The organism is Prochlorococcus marinus XMU1412, from assembly GCF_017696315.1.
Classification (GTDB): domain Bacteria; phylum Cyanobacteriota; class Cyanobacteriia; order PCC-6307; family Cyanobiaceae; genus Prochlorococcus_A; species Prochlorococcus_A marinus_AF.
Genome location: NZ_JAAORJ010000001.1, coordinates 436,166 through 452,611, shown reverse-complemented (window position 1 = coordinate 452,611; position 16,446 = coordinate 436,166). Strand labels below are relative to the sequence as shown.

The 16,446-nt window shown below is 33.2% G+C and carries 21 protein-coding genes and 2 tRNA genes; 16 read left to right on the top strand and 7 right to left on the bottom strand.

Annotated elements, in window-relative coordinates; genetic code table 11:
* Nucleotides 1-3: 3 nt before the first annotated feature.
* Nucleotides 4-843 carry a type I methionyl aminopeptidase gene (gene map, locus HA152_RS02615; protein ID WP_209133230.1) on the bottom strand — a complete coding sequence of 280 codons (840 nt, stop codon included), beginning with the start codon at nucleotides 841-843 and terminating at the stop codon, nucleotides 4-6.
* Nucleotides 844-938: 95 nt separating this feature from the next.
* Here map and HA152_RS02610 point away from each other — a divergent pair, with 95 nt between their 5' ends.
* The 6 genes from HA152_RS02610 to gltX all read left to right on the top strand — a co-directional run bounded on the left by HA152_RS02610 (nucleotide 939) and on the right by gltX (nucleotide 3,777).
* A complete protein-coding gene (locus HA152_RS02610; protein ID WP_209133226.1) occupies nucleotides 939-1,247 on the top strand; it encodes a PepSY domain-containing protein in 309 nt (102 codons plus the stop codon).
* A 32-nt stretch (nucleotides 1,248-1,279) separates the two neighbouring features.
* Nucleotides 1,280-1,750 (top strand): 50S ribosomal protein L19, encoded by a 471-nt coding sequence (gene rplS, locus HA152_RS02605; RefSeq protein ID WP_245211179.1) that lies wholly within the window; start codon nucleotides 1,280-1,282, stop codon nucleotides 1,748-1,750.
* Nucleotides 1,751-1,803: 53 nt separating this feature from the next.
* Nucleotides 1,804-1,876 (top strand) — tRNA-Trp (locus tag HA152_RS02600).
* A gap of 34 nt (nucleotides 1,877-1,910) precedes the next feature.
* A complete protein-coding gene (locus HA152_RS02595) occupies nucleotides 1,911-2,105 on the top strand; it encodes a hypothetical protein (RefSeq protein ID WP_002807701.1) in 195 nt (64 codons plus the stop codon).
* A gap of 150 nt (nucleotides 2,106-2,255) precedes the next feature.
* Nucleotides 2,256-2,329, top strand: a tRNA-Asp gene (locus HA152_RS02590).
* Nucleotides 2,330-2,346: 17 nt separating this feature from the next.
* Complete coding sequence (gene gltX, locus HA152_RS02585) at nucleotides 2,347-3,777, top strand: glutamate--tRNA ligase (RefSeq protein ID WP_209133224.1); 1,431 nt, start codon at nucleotides 2,347-2,349, stop codon at nucleotides 3,775-3,777.
* Here gltX and HA152_RS02580 read toward each other — a convergent pair whose 3' ends face one another.
* The 3 genes from HA152_RS02580 to tsaD all read right to left on the bottom strand — a co-directional run bounded on the left by HA152_RS02580 (nucleotide 3,778) and on the right by tsaD (nucleotide 6,399).
* The gene (locus HA152_RS02580; protein WP_209133222.1) at nucleotides 3,778-4,983 is read right to left on the bottom strand and encodes a cation:proton antiporter; all 1,206 of its coding nucleotides are present in this window, start codon (nucleotides 4,981-4,983) and stop codon (nucleotides 3,778-3,780) included.
* Nucleotides 4,984-5,146: 163 nt separating this feature from the next.
* A complete protein-coding gene (locus tag HA152_RS02575) occupies nucleotides 5,147-5,323 on the bottom strand; it encodes a high light inducible protein (protein WP_209129887.1) in 177 nt (58 codons plus the stop codon).
* 5 nt (nucleotides 5,324-5,328) lie between these two features.
* Complete coding sequence (tsaD, locus tag HA152_RS02570; RefSeq protein WP_209133212.1) at nucleotides 5,329-6,399, bottom strand: tRNA (adenosine(37)-N6)-threonylcarbamoyltransferase complex transferase subunit TsaD; 1,071 nt, start codon at nucleotides 6,397-6,399, stop codon at nucleotides 5,329-5,331.
* 74 nt (nucleotides 6,400-6,473) lie between these two features.
* Here tsaD and HA152_RS02565 point away from each other — a divergent pair, with 74 nt between their 5' ends.
* Entirely contained in the window at nucleotides 6,474-7,028 is a 555-nt protein-coding gene (locus HA152_RS02565; protein ID WP_209133210.1) for a Photosystem I reaction center subunit III, read from the top strand.
* Between the two features lie 28 nt (nucleotides 7,029-7,056).
* Nucleotides 7,057-7,191 carry a photosystem I reaction center subunit IX gene (gene psaJ / locus HA152_RS02560; protein WP_011862490.1) on the top strand — a complete coding sequence of 45 codons (135 nt, stop codon included), beginning with the start codon at nucleotides 7,057-7,059 and terminating at the stop codon, nucleotides 7,189-7,191.
* A gap of 15 nt (nucleotides 7,192-7,206) precedes the next feature.
* Here the strand turns inward: psaJ and gmk are convergent, their stop codons facing one another.
* The gene (gmk, locus tag HA152_RS02555) at nucleotides 7,207-7,761 is read right to left on the bottom strand and encodes a guanylate kinase (protein ID WP_209133208.1); all 555 of its coding nucleotides are present in this window, start codon (nucleotides 7,759-7,761) and stop codon (nucleotides 7,207-7,209) included.
* A gap of 73 nt (nucleotides 7,762-7,834) precedes the next feature.
* Between gmk and HA152_RS02550 the strand changes: the two genes are divergently transcribed.
* The 3 genes from HA152_RS02550 to tatC all read left to right on the top strand — a co-directional run bounded on the left by HA152_RS02550 (nucleotide 7,835) and on the right by tatC (nucleotide 10,663).
* Nucleotides 7,835-9,535: an Rqc2 family fibronectin-binding protein gene (locus tag HA152_RS02550; protein WP_209133314.1), complete on the top strand. Its 1,701-nt coding sequence runs from the start codon at nucleotides 7,835-7,837 to the stop codon at nucleotides 9,533-9,535.
* Between the two features lie 29 nt (nucleotides 9,536-9,564).
* On the top strand, nucleotides 9,565-9,825 hold the full coding sequence (locus HA152_RS02545; RefSeq protein ID WP_011376025.1) for a hypothetical protein: 261 nt from the start codon (nucleotides 9,565-9,567) through the stop codon (nucleotides 9,823-9,825).
* Between the two features lie 79 nt (nucleotides 9,826-9,904).
* A complete protein-coding gene (tatC, locus tag HA152_RS02540) occupies nucleotides 9,905-10,663 on the top strand; it encodes a twin-arginine translocase subunit TatC (RefSeq protein ID WP_209133206.1) in 759 nt (252 codons plus the stop codon).
* Here the strand turns inward: tatC and HA152_RS02535 are convergent.
* The gene (locus HA152_RS02535; protein ID WP_209133204.1) at nucleotides 10,632-10,949 is read right to left on the bottom strand and encodes a DUF3067 family protein; all 318 of its coding nucleotides are present in this window, start codon (nucleotides 10,947-10,949) and stop codon (nucleotides 10,632-10,634) included. The genes tatC and HA152_RS02535 overlap by 32 nt on opposite strands.
* A gap of 123 nt (nucleotides 10,950-11,072) precedes the next feature.
* Between HA152_RS02535 and petC the strand changes: the two genes are divergently transcribed.
* The 5 genes from petC to HA152_RS02510 are packed head-to-tail and all read left to right on the top strand — an operon-like array spanning nucleotide 11,073 to nucleotide 14,769.
* Nucleotides 11,073-11,609 carry a cytochrome b6-f complex iron-sulfur subunit gene (gene petC, locus HA152_RS02530; RefSeq protein WP_209133202.1) on the top strand — a complete coding sequence of 179 codons (537 nt, stop codon included), beginning with the start codon at nucleotides 11,073-11,075 and terminating at the stop codon, nucleotides 11,607-11,609.
* 28 nt (nucleotides 11,610-11,637) lie between these two features.
* Nucleotides 11,638-12,567 (top strand): cytochrome f, encoded by a 930-nt coding sequence (gene petA / locus HA152_RS02525; RefSeq protein ID WP_245211178.1) that lies wholly within the window; start codon nucleotides 11,638-11,640, stop codon nucleotides 12,565-12,567.
* Nucleotides 12,568-12,577: 10 nt separating this feature from the next.
* The gene (gene lgt / locus HA152_RS02520; RefSeq protein ID WP_209133197.1) at nucleotides 12,578-13,471 is read left to right on the top strand and encodes a prolipoprotein diacylglyceryl transferase; all 894 of its coding nucleotides are present in this window, start codon (nucleotides 12,578-12,580) and stop codon (nucleotides 13,469-13,471) included.
* Complete coding sequence (gene cobM, locus HA152_RS02515) at nucleotides 13,464-14,219, top strand: precorrin-4 C(11)-methyltransferase (protein WP_209133195.1); 756 nt, start codon at nucleotides 13,464-13,466, stop codon at nucleotides 14,217-14,219. Before lgt ends, cobM begins: the two co-directional genes overlap by 8 nt.
* A 55-nt stretch (nucleotides 14,220-14,274) precedes the next feature.
* On the top strand, nucleotides 14,275-14,769 hold the full coding sequence (locus tag HA152_RS02510) for a helix-turn-helix domain-containing protein (protein WP_209133193.1): 495 nt from the start codon (nucleotides 14,275-14,277) through the stop codon (nucleotides 14,767-14,769).
* Here HA152_RS02510 and HA152_RS02505 read toward each other — a convergent pair.
* Nucleotides 14,762-16,357 (bottom strand): Ppx/GppA phosphatase family protein, encoded by a 1,596-nt coding sequence (locus tag HA152_RS02505; protein WP_209133191.1) that lies wholly within the window; start codon nucleotides 16,355-16,357, stop codon nucleotides 14,762-14,764. The genes HA152_RS02510 and HA152_RS02505 overlap by 8 nt on opposite strands.
* Nucleotides 16,358-16,446: the final 89 nt, after the last annotated feature.

Here is a 16,446-nt window from a genome sequence, read left to right as displayed (position 1 = left end):
TGTCTAGAAATCTCGATCTGTCAATATTTCAATACCATCTTTTAAAACAACTATTGTATGCTCCCATTGGGCCGATAGTTTTCCATCTTTTGTTATTACGGTCCATCTATCATTTAGTGTTTTGCAAAATTTAGTCCCTTCATTAACAATAGGTTCCACTGCTAATGTCATTCCTTCACGAAGGACGACGTTGGGCAATTCTTTGGTCCGAAAATTAAATACCGATGGTTCTTCATGAAGATTTCTTCCAACTCCATGACCTGTATAGTCTTCTACAACACTAAAGCCATTATTTACAACAATGTCTTCGATTTCACCAGCCACATCTAGAAGTGTATTGCCTGCCTTGATTTTCGAAAGCCCCGCATACAATGCTCTATAAGCTATATCACTAAGTTTTTGAGCCTTTGGACTAACTTCTCCTACACAAATTGATATACAACTGTCTCCATGGAAACCATCTATATATGCCCCTGTATCAATTTTAACCAAGTCACCATTTTTAATTATTTTATTTTTATTTGGAATCCCGTGGACAACCTCATTATTAATACTAGAACAAATACTACAAGGGAATCCATGGTAACCCTTGAAACTTGGCACAGCTCCAAAACTTTTTATCCTCTTTTCTGCGAAATCATCTAAATCTTTTGTACTCATTCCAGGTTTAATTAAGTCATTAATTTCCCTCAAAACAGTTGCTACAATCCTGCTAGATCTTTTCATCAAATTTATTTCCCGTGAAGACTTTATTTCAATTCCTCTTCTCCTCTGAATAAAAGGAACTTGATCATTAGCTTTGGAATTATTTTTATTTAACAAAAGATCTGCAAAATGTCTCATTGGAATAAATAATAGTAATAGGTAAATATCTTCAAGATAGCCTTTATGGTCTTGGCTACCTTAAATCTATCAATAACAATGGGAAAGAAACAAAAATGAAAACTTTATTTAATTCTAGGCAATTTCATAAGGCTTTGGCGCCCTGGGTTTTTCTTCCATTATTTATATCTTCAATTACTGGTCTTCTTTATAGGGTTTCAAAAGATTTACTAGGTTACTCTAGAGAACAAGTTCATTGGTTAATGTCTCTCCACGAGGGCGAATGGCTTGGAGATAATGGAGAACTTATATACGTAATATTGAATTCCCTTGGAGTTCTATGGATGCTCTTAACAGGATTCCAAATGTTTTCAAAAACAATTTCATTTACCAAAAAGGTTACTAAAGGCGAGTCAAAAGGTTAAGATATAGAACTTGTAGGACAATAAAGACCAAAATGGCCAAAGAGAAACAAGAGAAGGAATTAGAAACCGGTATTAAAGCTGACGCATCAGTAGATGTAGCAGTTGAACAAAAAGAAAAAAATACGGTTTCTGAGAATACGCAAACCTTAAGTGCATCAAATCTTATTAAGGAATTTGAGAATGAACAATTAAAAAAAGAATTACCTGAAATATATGTTGGGGACACTGTTAAAGTTGGAGTAAAAATTACAGAAGGTAATAAAGAAAGAGTCCAACCTTATGAAGGTGTGGTCATAGCAAAAAGGCATGGAGGTATCAACCAGACTATTACAGTTAGAAGAATTTTTCAGGGTATAGGTGTTGAAAGAGTATTTATGCTACATAGTCCACAGGTTGCCTCTCTAAAAGTTGAACGTAGAGGTAAAGTAAGAAGAGCTAAGTTATTCTATCTGAGAGATAGAGTAGGAAAAGCTACTCGCGTAAAACAACGCTTTGATCGATAAAGTTGTAAATTAATCAACTTATTGGTCACAAAGACGCTTATAATCATTTAAATGCGTCGTTAGTTCAGTTGGTAGAACGCAGGTCTCCAAAACCTGATGTCGGGGGTTCAAGTCCTCCACGACGCGTTTGATCAACATTATGTAAATCATTTTTCATAAGATGGAGTTAGATCTTCAACCTGGGGACGTAGTCAAAGTCCTCGAATCAGCAGCTTTAGGATGGGTTCGTGCAAGAGTTATCAGAGTTAAGTCTGGTGGGAGAGTTGTAGTACAAAGTGACCAAGGCAGAGAATTTACTGCTAGAGGCAATCAAGTCAGGTTGATAGAGCCTGCTGGTTTTAGACCTCAAAAATAAATAGTTGTTCACACTAATGCAGTTGGAAAAACTAATTATTTCTGTAAATCCTCAAATTAATAAATTTTTTTTATTACAACCACATAAATTAAGTATTATGATCTGATAATTTTAAGAATGAAGTTCTAAATAAAATTAGAACAAAACTCTGGGACCGTAGTTCAACTGGTTAGAGCACCGCCCTGTCACGGCGGAAGTTGCGGGTTCGAATCCCGTCGGTCCCGTTTTTTCTAAAAAAAATTTGGAAAAACGTTTAAGACTAGCACCGAGTCCAACGGGTTTATTTCATATTGGGACAGCGCGAACAGCACTATTCAACTGGTTGTATGCACAAAAAATAGGTGGAAAATTTCTCATCAGAATAGAAGATACAGATATTCTTCGATCTAAATCTGAATATACAAAAAATATATTAGAGGGCTTGAAATGGCTTGGACTTAAATGGGATGAAGAACCTATAAAGCAAAGTGACCGAATTTCGATTCATAAAAGTTATATAAAAAAGCTATTGGAATGTGGAGCTGCATATAGGTGCTTTACAACAGAAGATGAAATATCTGAATTAAGACAAGAACAAAAAAAGAAAGGATTACCTCCAAAGCATGATAATAGACACAGAAGTCTTTCAAAAGAAGAAATAGAAACATTCATATCCCGAGGAAGGACTTCAGTAATAAGGTTTAAGATTGATGAAAAAATTGAAATTAAATGGGCAGATCAGATAAGAGGTGAAATCAAATGGCAAGGGAAGGATTTGGGCGGTGATTTAGTTTTGTCAAGAAGGGCCAAAGGATATGAGATTGGAGATCCTTTATATAATCTTGCAGTTGTAGTTGATGATAATTTCATGAATATCACTCATGTTGTAAGGGGTGAAGACCATATCTCGAACACTGCAAAACAAATATTGATCTATAAAGCATTAAATTTTAATTTGCCAACTTTTTCGCATACACCCTTAATACTAAGTAGCGAAGGGAAAAAATTATCTAAGAGAGATTGCGTTACGTCAATCGACGAATTCAGAGAAATGGGATATTTACCTGAGGCCTTATCGAACTATATGGCCTTTTTAGGTTGGTCTCCAAAATCTACTGACAGAGAAATACTTTCACTTGATGAGATATCTGAAATTTTTGACTTATCAGAAATAAATAAAGCTGGAGCCAAATTCAGTTGGGAAAAACTCAACTGGATTAATGCTCAATATATAAAAAATATGGAATCAATAAAGTTAAGTGAGATCATGAAGAAATACTGGGATGATAATGGTTGGGAGCCGCCATCTCAAGAATGGGCTTATAAACTAGCAATTTTGATTAGAGACTCTATGACTCTTATAAAAGATTCAATTGATCAATCAAAACCATTTTTCTTAATACCTACAATTCAAAAAGAAGGTCAAGATTTTCTGAAAAACAAAGATAGCAAATTATCTCTAAAACTAATATTAAATTATTTAATTGAACAAAATACTATAAAACTAAATAAAGAGAAAGCCAAAGAAATAATAAACGAAATCTCAAAAAATCATAATATTAAAAAAGGGATATTAATGAAATCATTAAGAGTAGCTTTTTTTGGATCTCTCAGTGGGCCAGATTTAATTCAAAGTTGGGAGCTTTTCGCAGAGAGTAAAACTGATAGAACTCGAATTGCAAGATGTCTTTAATCAATCTGAATTATTTTTTTGGCCTAATTCAAGTCTATTTGCCAAAGGTTTTGCTGAAAGTCCTTGTATTCCTACTGTCATCAATATAGTAAGAAAAACTAAACCTTGGAGACGGCCAGCCCCAAGGATACCAGCCTGCTCTAATCTGATAGAAAAAAGAGAAGCTACAGCTGCAGTAACAATACCTCTTGGGGCTAACCAGGCTAAAAATATTTTTTCTTTAAAGTTCAATTCTCTCCCCGTTGTTGCTATCCAGATAGAGATTGGGCGAACAATTACCATCAACATTAAAACGCAAACAACTCCTCCCCAGCCAAGCGGACTTAATTCACCCCAAGAAACGTCAGCGGCCAAAAGAGGGAAAAGAACTGTTATTGCTAATTGAGCTAATTCACCTATTAAATTATCTAATCTCTCCTTGTCTACAACTTCTCTTTTGCCTACAACAAAACCTGCAGCGACAGAAGCCGGTAAGCCTGATTCTGGTAAAAAATATTCGCAAATACCATACACAAGGAAAATAAATCCAAGGGTAACTTGAAGCTCTATACCAAATGAGGCTTCAGTTTTTATTTTTTTTAAAATTTCTGATAGTAACCATCCTGCGCTTAATCCGATAAAGACTCCTCCCCCTAATCTTTGCATTAATGCTATAAATACATCGTTAATCCCACGGAGGTCACCTAAGGTCAGTTCTAAAAGCAGTAATGCTAGTACCGCACCAATTGGTTCAAGCAACAACCCCTCAGCCTTTAAAACTTCCGAGAGTGGAGAAGCTAATTTTATTTGTTCCACTAATGGAGAGACAACTGTTGGTCCAGTAGCTAGAACTATGGCACTGTATATTCCTGCGACTTGCCATGAGAGGCCAGCCAGCCAATGAGCAATAAAAATTCCAACAGATAATGAAATAAAAAGTCTTACTAATGAAATTTTCAAAACAGTATTTCTTATATTCCCCTCAGGTAGTTTTAAATTTAATCCCCCTTCAAAAAGAACCAAACAAACTAAAAGCCCTACGATAGTTTCAAGCCCTTGCCCAAGATCTAAAGGCTCAACAAGGCCTAATCCTGATCTTCCGATGAATAATCCAGAAAGCAATAAAATAACAACACTTGGGAATCCTGTAAAAGAAGAAAATAATCGAGCGCAAGCACCTGCAAATACAGTTATCCCCCAAAGTAATCCAAGCCTTTCAGGCGTCATATAAAAATATAAATAATAAAAAAATTTATTATTTTGATTAAATCAATAATCTTATCTCAAGTCCAATAAATACAATACTTTTTAATTTAATTCATCGGCTGAATAAGAGAAATTTTTATTAAATCTTTCAAAACTACTTTCAAGAAAATGACTTTTATTTCTATTAAGATAACTGGCTTATTAAAGCAATAATTATAAAAATAATTCCTATACCAACAGTTGCCATCCTTCCATTCCATATTTCAGCTTGAGGGGTGAAACCTCTTTTCCACAAATTTAGTTCCTTTTTATCAACGAAGTTTTTTGTTTCTTTAATCTCGATTTTAGGTTGTTTGTTCATTGAAGTTAGAAAGGAGGATTTTCTTCATACAGGGTATTTGCTTGTTCAATTGATAGTCTTCCTGCGACACCTAATTTAAGGGAACTTAAATGATCCTTAAATTTGATCCTGAACAACGCCGCCGCTCCAATCATTGCAGCATTATCTGTACAAAGATTAAGGGGAGCTAAATGAACTTTAATGGATTTTTTACGAGCTTCACTAATCATCATTTTTCTTAATGTATTGTTAGCAGCCACTCCCCCAACCACAACAACATTATCCAAACTATGATCATCTGCACATTTTATTGTTCTCTCTACCAAGACCTCTGCCACTACTCTCTCAAAACTTGCAGCAATATCAGGAATTGGAACGGTCTTCCCATCCAAATTTATTCTCTCAACTAATCTTAATACGGCAGTTTTTAGACCACTAAAAGAGAAATCATATTTAAGGAATCCACCTTTTTTATCAGAAATCCTGCATTTTGGTAAATTAAATTTCATTGGGTCCCCATTTTTAGCAATCTTTTCAATTGCTGGTCCTCCTGGATAACTAAGACCTAATAATCTGCCAACTTTATCAAATGCCTCTCCAGCAGCATCATCAAAACTTTTCCCAAGTCTTTGCATTCTCCTTCTTTCATCAACCTTTATCAATTCAGTATGCCCACCGCTAACAAGTAATGTAAGAAAGGATTTCTTTGGATAGTTTTCTGAAAAGAGAATTGAAGATAAATGCCCCTCCAAATGATGAATTCCCAAAAATGGTTTTGAATGTAACATGCAAAGTGATCTTGCAGTTATGGAGCCAACTCTTAAACAACCAACTAATCCAGGAGCTACAGTTGATGCAATATAATCAACTTCCTCAATTTTGATATTTGATTCTTCTAAAGCCTTATCTAAAACAAAAGGTAATGACTCTAAATGCTTTCTAGCTGCCAGTTCAGGAACAACTCCTCCCCATTTTGAATGATCTTGAATTTGAGAGGCAATTATATTTGAATGTATTCTAAAAGTATCGCCAATATTAGAAACTACTGAGACAGATGTCTCATCACAACTTGTTTCAATAGCTAAAACTTTATGCATTTTTGATTCAACTTGTTCTATTTTAATATTAATTTCTTACATAACACCCTATAAGGAATTAAAGATTGCAACTTATGAAATTCTTTTTTTCAATAATAACCTCAGTTTTTCTGTTCCTCGGAATTACTCCAGTTGCTCTAGCTGCCAATGGGCCTGCCTTAAACGCAGATAGAGCCAGCACTGAATATACTGCTTCAGCTCTCACAAAATGCTCTGAAAATTCTAAATTCATTGAGAGAGCAAATTCTGCAACTACTCAAAAAGACATTGCAAGATTTGAAAGATACGGAAAAGCATCATGCGGAGATGATGGCCTCCCACATTTAATAATTGGACCTCCTCTTGAGCCATGGGGAGCCCTTTTAAATAGAGGTCATGAAGGAGATCTACTTATTCCGGGAGTGCTGTTCATTTATATTGCTGGAATTATAGGCTGGTCAGGGAGAGAGTATCTTATTGAATCAAAAAAGACTAAGAACCCAGCAGATCTTGAGATCATTATTGACCTAGACTTAGCCAGAAAATGTCTTGTGAAAGGGGCACAATGGCCTCTGCTTGCTAATAAGCAAGGTAGAAATGGAGATCTAAGAGAGAAAGACAAAAATATTACACTTAATGGTCCTCGCTAAAAATCTTTAAAAAACTTTCATAAAACAAATGTTCAAAATTCTAAACACAAAATTTGTCAGATCTGCCCCAGTAGTAGCAGCAATTTGGCTAAGCCTTACAGCCGGAATAATTATTGAATTTAATAGATTTTTCCCAGATTTATTATTCCATCCAATGAGCTGATAAAGAAAAAAATAATCAAGTTTTTATTAACTTGATTATTTTTTTTGCTGTTTCATCAACATTGTGATTAGTTAATGCAAAATCAAATTGATTTGCTACAGAAATCTCATAATTAGCCCTTGAGAGTCTTTTTTTAATTGCCTCTTCTTTTTCTGTACCTCTGTTTCTTATTCTTCTCTCTAACTCTTTTTTATCCGGAGGAAGTAAAAATATTGACAGTGAATTAGGAAACTTATCTTTTATTTGCCTTGCACCCTCTACTTCAATTTCAAGTAGTACAGTAAATCCCTTTTTTATTTTCTCATTAACAGAAGACAAAGGAGTTCCATAGTAGTTTCCAGCGAATTGAGCCCATTCAAGAAACAAGTTTTGTTCAATCATTTCTTTAAACTTTTCTTGATTTAAAAAGTAGTAATTTTCTCCGTCCTTCTCTCCCTCTCTAGGTTCTCTAGTAGTTGCAGAAATTGAAAGCCAAAAATTTTTTTCTTTACCTAATATTTCTTTCACAACTGTTCCTTTACCTACCCCGCTGGGTCCAGTAAGGATAATAAGTTTTTTTTGATTTTTCATATTAAATTTTTTACAGTAAAATAAACATCTTGTGAATTAAGAAGGAATAATGCAAAAAGGTGTTCCACAGATAATGGACATTACATCTATTAGATCTGTCTTGCATTATTTGACAAAGAATATCTTACCTACAAAGTTTGAAACTGCCCAACAGCCAGAGCCTAATACAATTCAATTATGTTTCAGAGGAGTTGATTCTCAAACATGGTTAGAAGTTTCATGGAATGGGGACTCTCCTAGAATACTAAAGATAAATAAGCCAGAAAAGATTGGGAGAGAAAGCACACTTTCTAAACAAATAAGATATGGATTAAAGTATATGGCTTTAATTTCGATTGATCAAGATGATTTCGAGAGAGTTATAAAATTTAGTTTTGCGAAAAAACCTGGAGATAAAATTAATAAGTATTTAATTTTTGAATTAATGGGAAAACATAGCAATATTTTTTATTTGGATAATAAACAAAAAATAATTGCTGTTGGTAAACAAATTAAATCAAGTCAATCTAGCTTTAGAACAATTTCAACAGGATCAACTTATTCTGGCCCTCCAGTTAATCTCAAAAAACAACCTAGAGAAGATGAGTCTTTTCAATCATGGAAAAACTCAATTTCAATAGTACCTGAGTCTTTGAAATACTGTTTAATAAATACCTATCAAGGAGTAAGCCCTATCCTCACAAAACAATTAGAGGTTATTAGCAAAACTGGCAATCCGCAAATAATGCAAAAAAATATCGATTTCATTAGCGATTCGGACTTAAAGGAGATATTTAAAAATTGGAAGATTTGGATAAATAGGTTTAAAAACAATAAATTTAAGTTTACTCCATTTAACAATGATTTTTATTGTGTTTGGTTTTTTGATAAAGAAATTAATTGCGAGAATAAAATAGATTTATGCACCAGTTTAGAGAATTATTATGATTATTATCTGAAACAAAAAAAACTTGAATTATTGGAAAAGAAAATTGAAGGGATAATTTTTAAACAGACCAATACTGAGAAAAAGAATTTAAATATTCAATATGATCTTCTTACAAAATCAGAGAACTACGAGGTATTTAAAGAAAAAGCTGACAATATATTCACTTCAAGTGAAATTACAAAACGAGATATTATTAAAGGTCAAAAATTATATAAAAAGTCAAAAAAACTTAAGAGATCTAGAGAATTGATAAAAGAAAGATTAATTATTTACAAAACAAATATTGAAAGATTAGAAGAATTCACTACTCTCCTAGAAAATTTAATTTCTTTAAATCATGAAAAACTTTTTATGAGAATCAAACTACTAGAAGAAATTATGGAAGAAATTTGTAACGAGTTTAATATCAATATCAAGAAGCAAAGAGAAGATCAGAAAAGTACATATGAGATACAATCTTCACCAATTCAAGTTGACACTCCCACAGGATTGAAGCTTCAGGTAGGGAGAAATATGAGGCAAAATGAGCTAATAAGCTTTAAGTTTTCAAAAAAAGGCGATTTATGGTTTCACGCACAGGAATCACCAGGCAGCCATGTAGTTTTGAAGTCTTCATCTCAAGCAGCATCTGAACAGGATCTTCAAATAGCTGCAGATTTAGCTGCTTTATTTAGTAAGGCAAAAAGAAACATTAAAGTACCAATTAATTTAGTAAAAATTAAAGATTTACAAAAAATCAAAAAAGGAGGACCTGGTTGCGTTTCCTTTAAAAATGGAGAAATTATTTGGGGAAATCCTACAAGAGGAGAAGATTACATTAAAAAAAATCTTAAAACAGTAATTTAGTTTATAATAAAAAAAATTTTTAAATCTAAATGTTTGATTTTCTTTTGGGCACTCATGAATTTTTAGGAAATCATAGTTTTCCAGAATTTATTGTTGGATATCTATTTGGTGCTGCATTAATAATTGGAGCTCCTACTGTTTTCTTGCTACTTGCCTTCGTTAGCGCTCTAATGAAAACAAATGGGAAAATGGGTGGATATAGAGAATATGAAACTTATGGTGAATCATCTTTGAATGATGCCCCTCCTTTCTTATTACCTGATCCCACTAATCCTAAATTAAGCAAATAATTAAGTTTATCAAAAATAAATTGGACTTTGACAATAGTAATTTTAAACCTTTTTCTTACAAAATCTTTATCAAATAATAATGAGAGGTACAGGTCAAAGTGAAAATAAATTATCAGATTCGATGACTTTTAGTGATCATTTGGAGGAGCTTCGTCAAAGGATACTAAACTCAATTTACTCAATACTTATTTCAATATTCTTTAGTTTTCTCATCATAAAGCCATTAATATCTTTTTTAGAAATCCCAGCTGGTGATATTCATTTACTACAACTTGCTCCAGGAGAGTTTTTATTTGTCGCTATTAAAGTTGCAGGTTACAGCGGATTGATAGTTTCTATGCCTTATATTTTTTATCAAATAATATTATTCATTTCTCCTGGTTTAACAAAACAAGAAAAAAGCCTTATCTTGCCCGCAGTTTTTGGTTCAGGTCTTCTGTTTTTTTTAGGATTAATTTTTTCATGGTGGATATTAGTCCCTGCAGCAATAAATTTCTTCATTAGTTTTGGTGCTGATATTGTTGAACCAACTTGGTCCATAGAAAGATATTTTGATTTTGTTCTCTTATTAATGTCGAGCACTGCAATAGCTTTTCAATTGCCAGTATTACAATTTATTCTTGGTTCTCTTGGAATAATCACGACAGAAAAAATGATTTCGAATTGGAAGATAGTTGTAATTTCCTCAGCAATATTATCTGCAGTGATTACCCCTTCAACAGACCCATTGACTATGTCATTGCTATCTATATCGATGGTTTTTTTATTTTTTGTGGGTACTGGATTAACTTACTTATCAGAAAATCTTAAATCAAAAACTCTTTCATCTTCTCATTAAGATTCAATTGCAAGCTAACAGCTCTACCTAATCTTGGCTTAGCATTGACTTTCTTTAGCCATTCCCTTACTTCTTCTGAATATCCACATCTATTTAAAATCTCGATTTTATCAGCTATCGATTTTTTATATTCATCTTCACTTAAAGGGAATGATTCCTGTCCAAGGAATCCCCACATCATCTGAAAATATACAAATTTTCCTCTTCTAAAGAGTCTAAAATCATATTTTTTCCCCCAGCGATGAATCAAATAATGTATAACTTCATCTACTAGTAATGGGTTCATTTAAATCAATTAATTAAGACTTCCTAAACTTTTACTTTAAATTATTAAAAGTCCTATCTATTTGCAACAGAAATTGAACAATCTGATCCATAATAACTAATAAATAACAGAACCAAGTAGCGAATGACTCAATTAAGTTCCAATGATGTCCCTTCAATGGGTCGCAGGCAATTTATGAATCTTCTTACATTTGGTACTGCAACTGGTGTAGCTTTAGGAGCCCTTTACCCTGTAGCGAATTATTTCATGCCTTTAAGAGCAGGCGGTGGGGGAGGTGGAACTTCTGCTAAAGATGAATTAGGAAATCCAATAACTCAGACAGGTTGGTTAGCTGCCCATCAAGCAGGAGACAGAAGTCTAGTACAAGGTCTAAAGGGAGATCCAACTTATTTAATAGTTAATGAGGGTGGGGAAATAGGAGATTTTGGTTTAAATGCAATTTGTACTCATTTAGGTTGCGTTGTCCCATGGGATAGTGGTGCTAATAAATTCATATGTCCTTGTCATGGCAGTCAGTACGATACTAATGGGAAGGTAGTTAGAGGGCCTGCTCCTTTATCTTTAGCTCTAGCTCATGTCGATATTGAAGATGATGCTGTACTCGTCAAACAATGGTCAGAAACTGACTTTAGAACTAATGAAAATCCATGGTGGGCATAAAAAAATGAAAAGTCTTAAAAATCAAATCATGAAAAAAACAACTTTATTTATCTGTACTCTGCTTTTCATTTCGAGCATTGTATTTCATCCATCGATCACTTTTGCTTATCCATTTTGGGCTCAGCAAAACTACGAATCCCCAAGAGAAGCCACAGGTAAGATAGTCTGCGCAAATTGTCATCTAGCTCAGATGCCTACAATTGCAGAGGTTCCACAATCTGTTGGAGCAGACAGTGTTTTCAAAGCAGTAGTCAAAATACCCTACAAAAATGACTTAAAAGAGATCGGGGCTGATGGTTCTGAAGTCCCATTACAAGTTGGTGCTGTTGTAATGCTGCCTGATGGCTTTAAACTTGCTCCACAAGAAAGATGGACGGAAGAAATCAAAGAGGAGACCGAGGGGGTCTATTTCACTAATTACAGTGAAGAGAAAGATAATATCATCATTGTTGGACCTCTACCTGGCGATACGAATAAAGAAATCGTTTTCCCTGTACTTTCCCCTAATCCATCCACTAATAAAGAATATCACTATGGGAAATACTCGTTACATATTGGAGGCAATAGAGGTAGAGGTCAGGTATACCCAACTGGAGACAAAAGCAATAATGTAGTTTTCACTTCTTCCACCTCAGGAACAATAAATTCAATAGAAACAATTGAAGATGGTAGCTATAAGGTCAATATAGAAAATGATAATGGTGAGATAACTTCTGAAGCAGTACCTGTTGGTCCTCAACTTATCGTAAAAGCACAAGACAAAATTAATGCAGGTGACCCTCTTACTAATGATCCCAACGTTGGTGGCTTTGGGCAATTAGATGCCGAGGTTGTACTTCAAAGCCCTTATAGAGTAATTGGATTGATTGCATTTTTCATTGGTGTAGGCTTAACACAAATACTTTTAGTATTAAAGAAAAAACAAGTAGAAAAAGTGCAGGCAGCAGAGGGTATCTAACTTTCTTTAAATGCTTATACCTCAAGCTTTTATACAATCTCCAGGAGAAACTTTTTTCAATTTAGGATTTATAAATATTAGATGGTATGGACTACTTATTTCGGTTTCAGTTTTGATAGGCCTATTTGTCTCTAAAAAACTAGCAAAGGCAAGAAATATCAACCCAGATTACATTAGTGAAATACTTCCATCATTAATAATATCTTCAATAATTGGAGCTAGGGCTTATTACGTAATTTTTGAATGGAGGCAATATAGCGGAGAGAACTTTTTTACTTCTGTTGAACTATTCAATAACATCATTCAAATACCTTCTTTTCTTGCAGTTTGGCAAGGAGGCATCGCAATCCATGGTGGTCTAATTGGAGGATTAATATCTATTATCTATTTCTGTAAGTCGAAAAAAATTAATTTAAAAACTTTTATAGATATATTAATACCCTCGATTATTCTGGGACAATCAATAGGAAGGTGGGGAAATTTTTTCAATAATGAAGCCTTTGGAGTTCCCACAAATTTGCCTTGGAAATTATTTATACCTATCCAAAATAGGCCTTTAGAATTTCTTAATTATGAATTTTTTCATCCTACATTTCTCTACGAGTCATTATGGAATCTTTTAATTTTCATCGTCCTTATTATTACCTTTAATAAACAAAATAAAACAGATTTTTTCAGGCCTGGCTTTATCAGCTGTCTTTATTTAATAAGTTATAGCTTTGGAAGATTCTGGATTGAAGGTTTAAGAACTGACCCACTATGCATTGGTGGACTTCCACCTTTCTGTGATGGCGGTATAAGAATGGCTCAATTTATAAGTATTTTTCTATTTTCTTCTGGATTAATTGGAATATTTTTTTTAAGATTGAGAACATATAGTGGGAAAAATAGAAAGAATGGATAAAAAAATAACTTTTATTGGTGTTGGTCCAGGCGATCCAGAATTATTAACTTTAAAAGCATTAAAGAAGATAAAAATTGCAGATGTCATTATTTGGACTGATTCTCTAATTCCTGAAAAGATTTTAGATTTAGCTAAAGAAGGTTCTGAAAAAATAAAAACGAGTTCGCTCAACTTAGAGCAAATCACCTCAATTATGATAGAAAAATTTCAGGCAGGGAAAACTGTTATCAGGTTGCATGATGGAGACCCTTGCCTTTTTGGAGCAATTAGAGAGCAAATCGAAATTTTAAAAAACGAAAAAATTGAAACTGAGGTTGTTCCTGGAGTAAGTGCTTTTCAAGTTGCTGCAGCATATCATGAAGCCGAGTTAACCATCCCTGACGTAACGCAAACAATAATTTTAACTAGAGCAGGAGGACGAACAGGGATGCCCGAAAAAGAATCTCTGAAAGATCTTGCGAAACACAATTCCTCTATATGTCTTTATCTTAGTGCTAGGCATGTGAAAAGATCTCAAGAAACTCTACTAGAGTTCTACCCTCCAGAGACTAAAGTGATTGTTGGATTCAGAGTGTCTTGGGATGATGGTTGGACATCAATAATAGAATTAAAAGATATGGAAAAATTTTCTATTGAGAAAAGACTAATTAGAACAACCATTTACATAATTAGCCCAGCAATTAGTAATTCTCAAAAAAGATCTAATCTTTATAATCCATCTTATAGACATCTCTTTAGGAATAAATAATCTTTAAGTTGTTAGAAAAATATTAATTACTATAATTAGTAAAAATTTACTTGTTTTGAAAGAAATAAAATCTGTTTCGGGAATCAACAATAAAGGAGGAGATTCCTCTTTAAAGAGAATCGGAAATTTCATTAAAGAGGCTAGGTTAAGTAAAAATCAATCCATTGAAGATTTGGCTTCTGATTTAAAAATAGGAGCTCATCAACTTGAAGCCATAGAAGAAGGTAATGAAGAAAAACTACCTGAAAAAGTATTTGTCAAAGCAATGATTAGACGCATTTCACAGAAGCTCAAACTTGATACAGAATTTTTAATGGATGAGTTCAAGACAGAGAGGAAAGAAGTGAAAATTGAAGAAATAGTTGAAGAAGTTTCCAAAAAAAATTACAAATATAGGCAATCTAAGAATTTTAATCCACTAGGATTCCTAATATTCATTTTAATTTCAGGTTTTCTCGGACTAATCGCCTCGTCCTTGATTTTCAATTTATTTTCAGACTCTTCTCAGAATCAAACTCCAAAACAAGAACTTTTTAAAAAAACTAAATAACTTTTAAATCCAAATTCTTTAGTTCTTTAATTACATTTCGGCATAATCCTAAGTTCCATTTTTCAAGAAGAAGATCATGGTTTTTATTTAAAGGTAAAAGTTCAAATGTAAGAATATTTTCCTGCAATTTTATTTGAACTGAGGAGATCACCTTGTCAGGTCTTTGATCAAGAGATGCTGCTAGTCTCAGGATTAATGACATTTCAAGAACTAATTTTTTATCTTCTTTGGATACTAAATTTTGCCAAGACTCATGTCTTTTCTTGGGTAAAGTCTTTCTATGGTACCTAGCAATTGAAGCAATAATATTTGTTTCTGCTTCAGAATATCCCAACAACTCACAATTTTTTATTAAGTACCAAGAGTGTTTATGATATGAACCAACATTCACGTATTTCCCACAATTATAAAGATTAGAAGCTGCCCAAAGAAGCTCTTTTGCTTTAGGGTCATTATCGCTATGAAAGATATTTTTAGTCTGATTATAGATTTGAAAGGCAATATCATTAACTTTCTCAGCTCTCGTATTATCTACTCCAAACTTTCTGGCCTGATGGACTATGGTTGTTTTTCTAATATTGCTTTGAATATTTAACTCATTTTTAATTATCCCTTTACGAAGCATCCAATCTACAACCAAACCCTCTCTTAGCGCCCTCTCACTTACTATTAATTCATTAAAGTTCAACATCTCCATTGCGGTGTTTAATATCAATGCTCCTGGAATAATTATTTCTGCTCTTCTCTCACTTAATGAAGGTATTTTCTTGATTTCCGAAACTGGCAATTTAATTAGTTTTTCCAATACATTTTGTAAATTTTCCCTTTTAAATTTATAACCATGCAACTTTTGTTTAGATTCTCCTAAATCATCTGCGATCAAATTTCCTAATGAGGTTGCAGTGCCACTGGTTGCAATCATAGATAAAGGCTTATCTCCCTTAGATCTACTCTTTATTTTTCGAACAGATGGTTCTAAAGATCCTTTAATAAAAGTTGTTAAAAAACTCGATCTTTCTGAAGTTATAGACTCTTTATTTAAAAAATCGTTTTTAAGTCTTACAGCACCAATTCTCGAACTGGTAAGAGCTATAGAATCTTTTTTATCTGCAAGTATTAATTCTGTAGATCCTCCTCCAATATCTATGATTACAAAAGACTGATCTTCAAAAGACATACCAGAAAGAACGCCAAGGTAAATTAATCTGGCTTCCTCAGAACCACTTATCATTTCTATTTGAATACCAGTTTCATCAAGAACTCTTCTAATAAAATCTTGACCGTTTGGAGCTTCCCTAACTGCACTTGTTGCTGCTGTTACTATTTGTTTTACTCCATTACTTTTGCAATATTCCTTAAATCGCTTAAGAGTAACTAATGCTCTTTGGATTGATTCTTCAGTAAGATTACCCTCCTCATCTCTTTCTCCAAGACGAGTGGTTGATTTATCAGTGAATTTTATTGAAAATGATTTTAATTCTAGATTAATTTCTGCTACCAAGAGATGTGTAGAGTTAGTTCCAATATCTATAGAAGCTACGAAAATTTGCTTTTCTTGAAAATATCTTAATTCTTGTTTATCTATCATTTCTTTTTATAAGATGCAAATATCTTTAATCCATTTATAAATATACCCAAGATTGATTATTAAATAATAGAAATCATTTAATCCTAGTA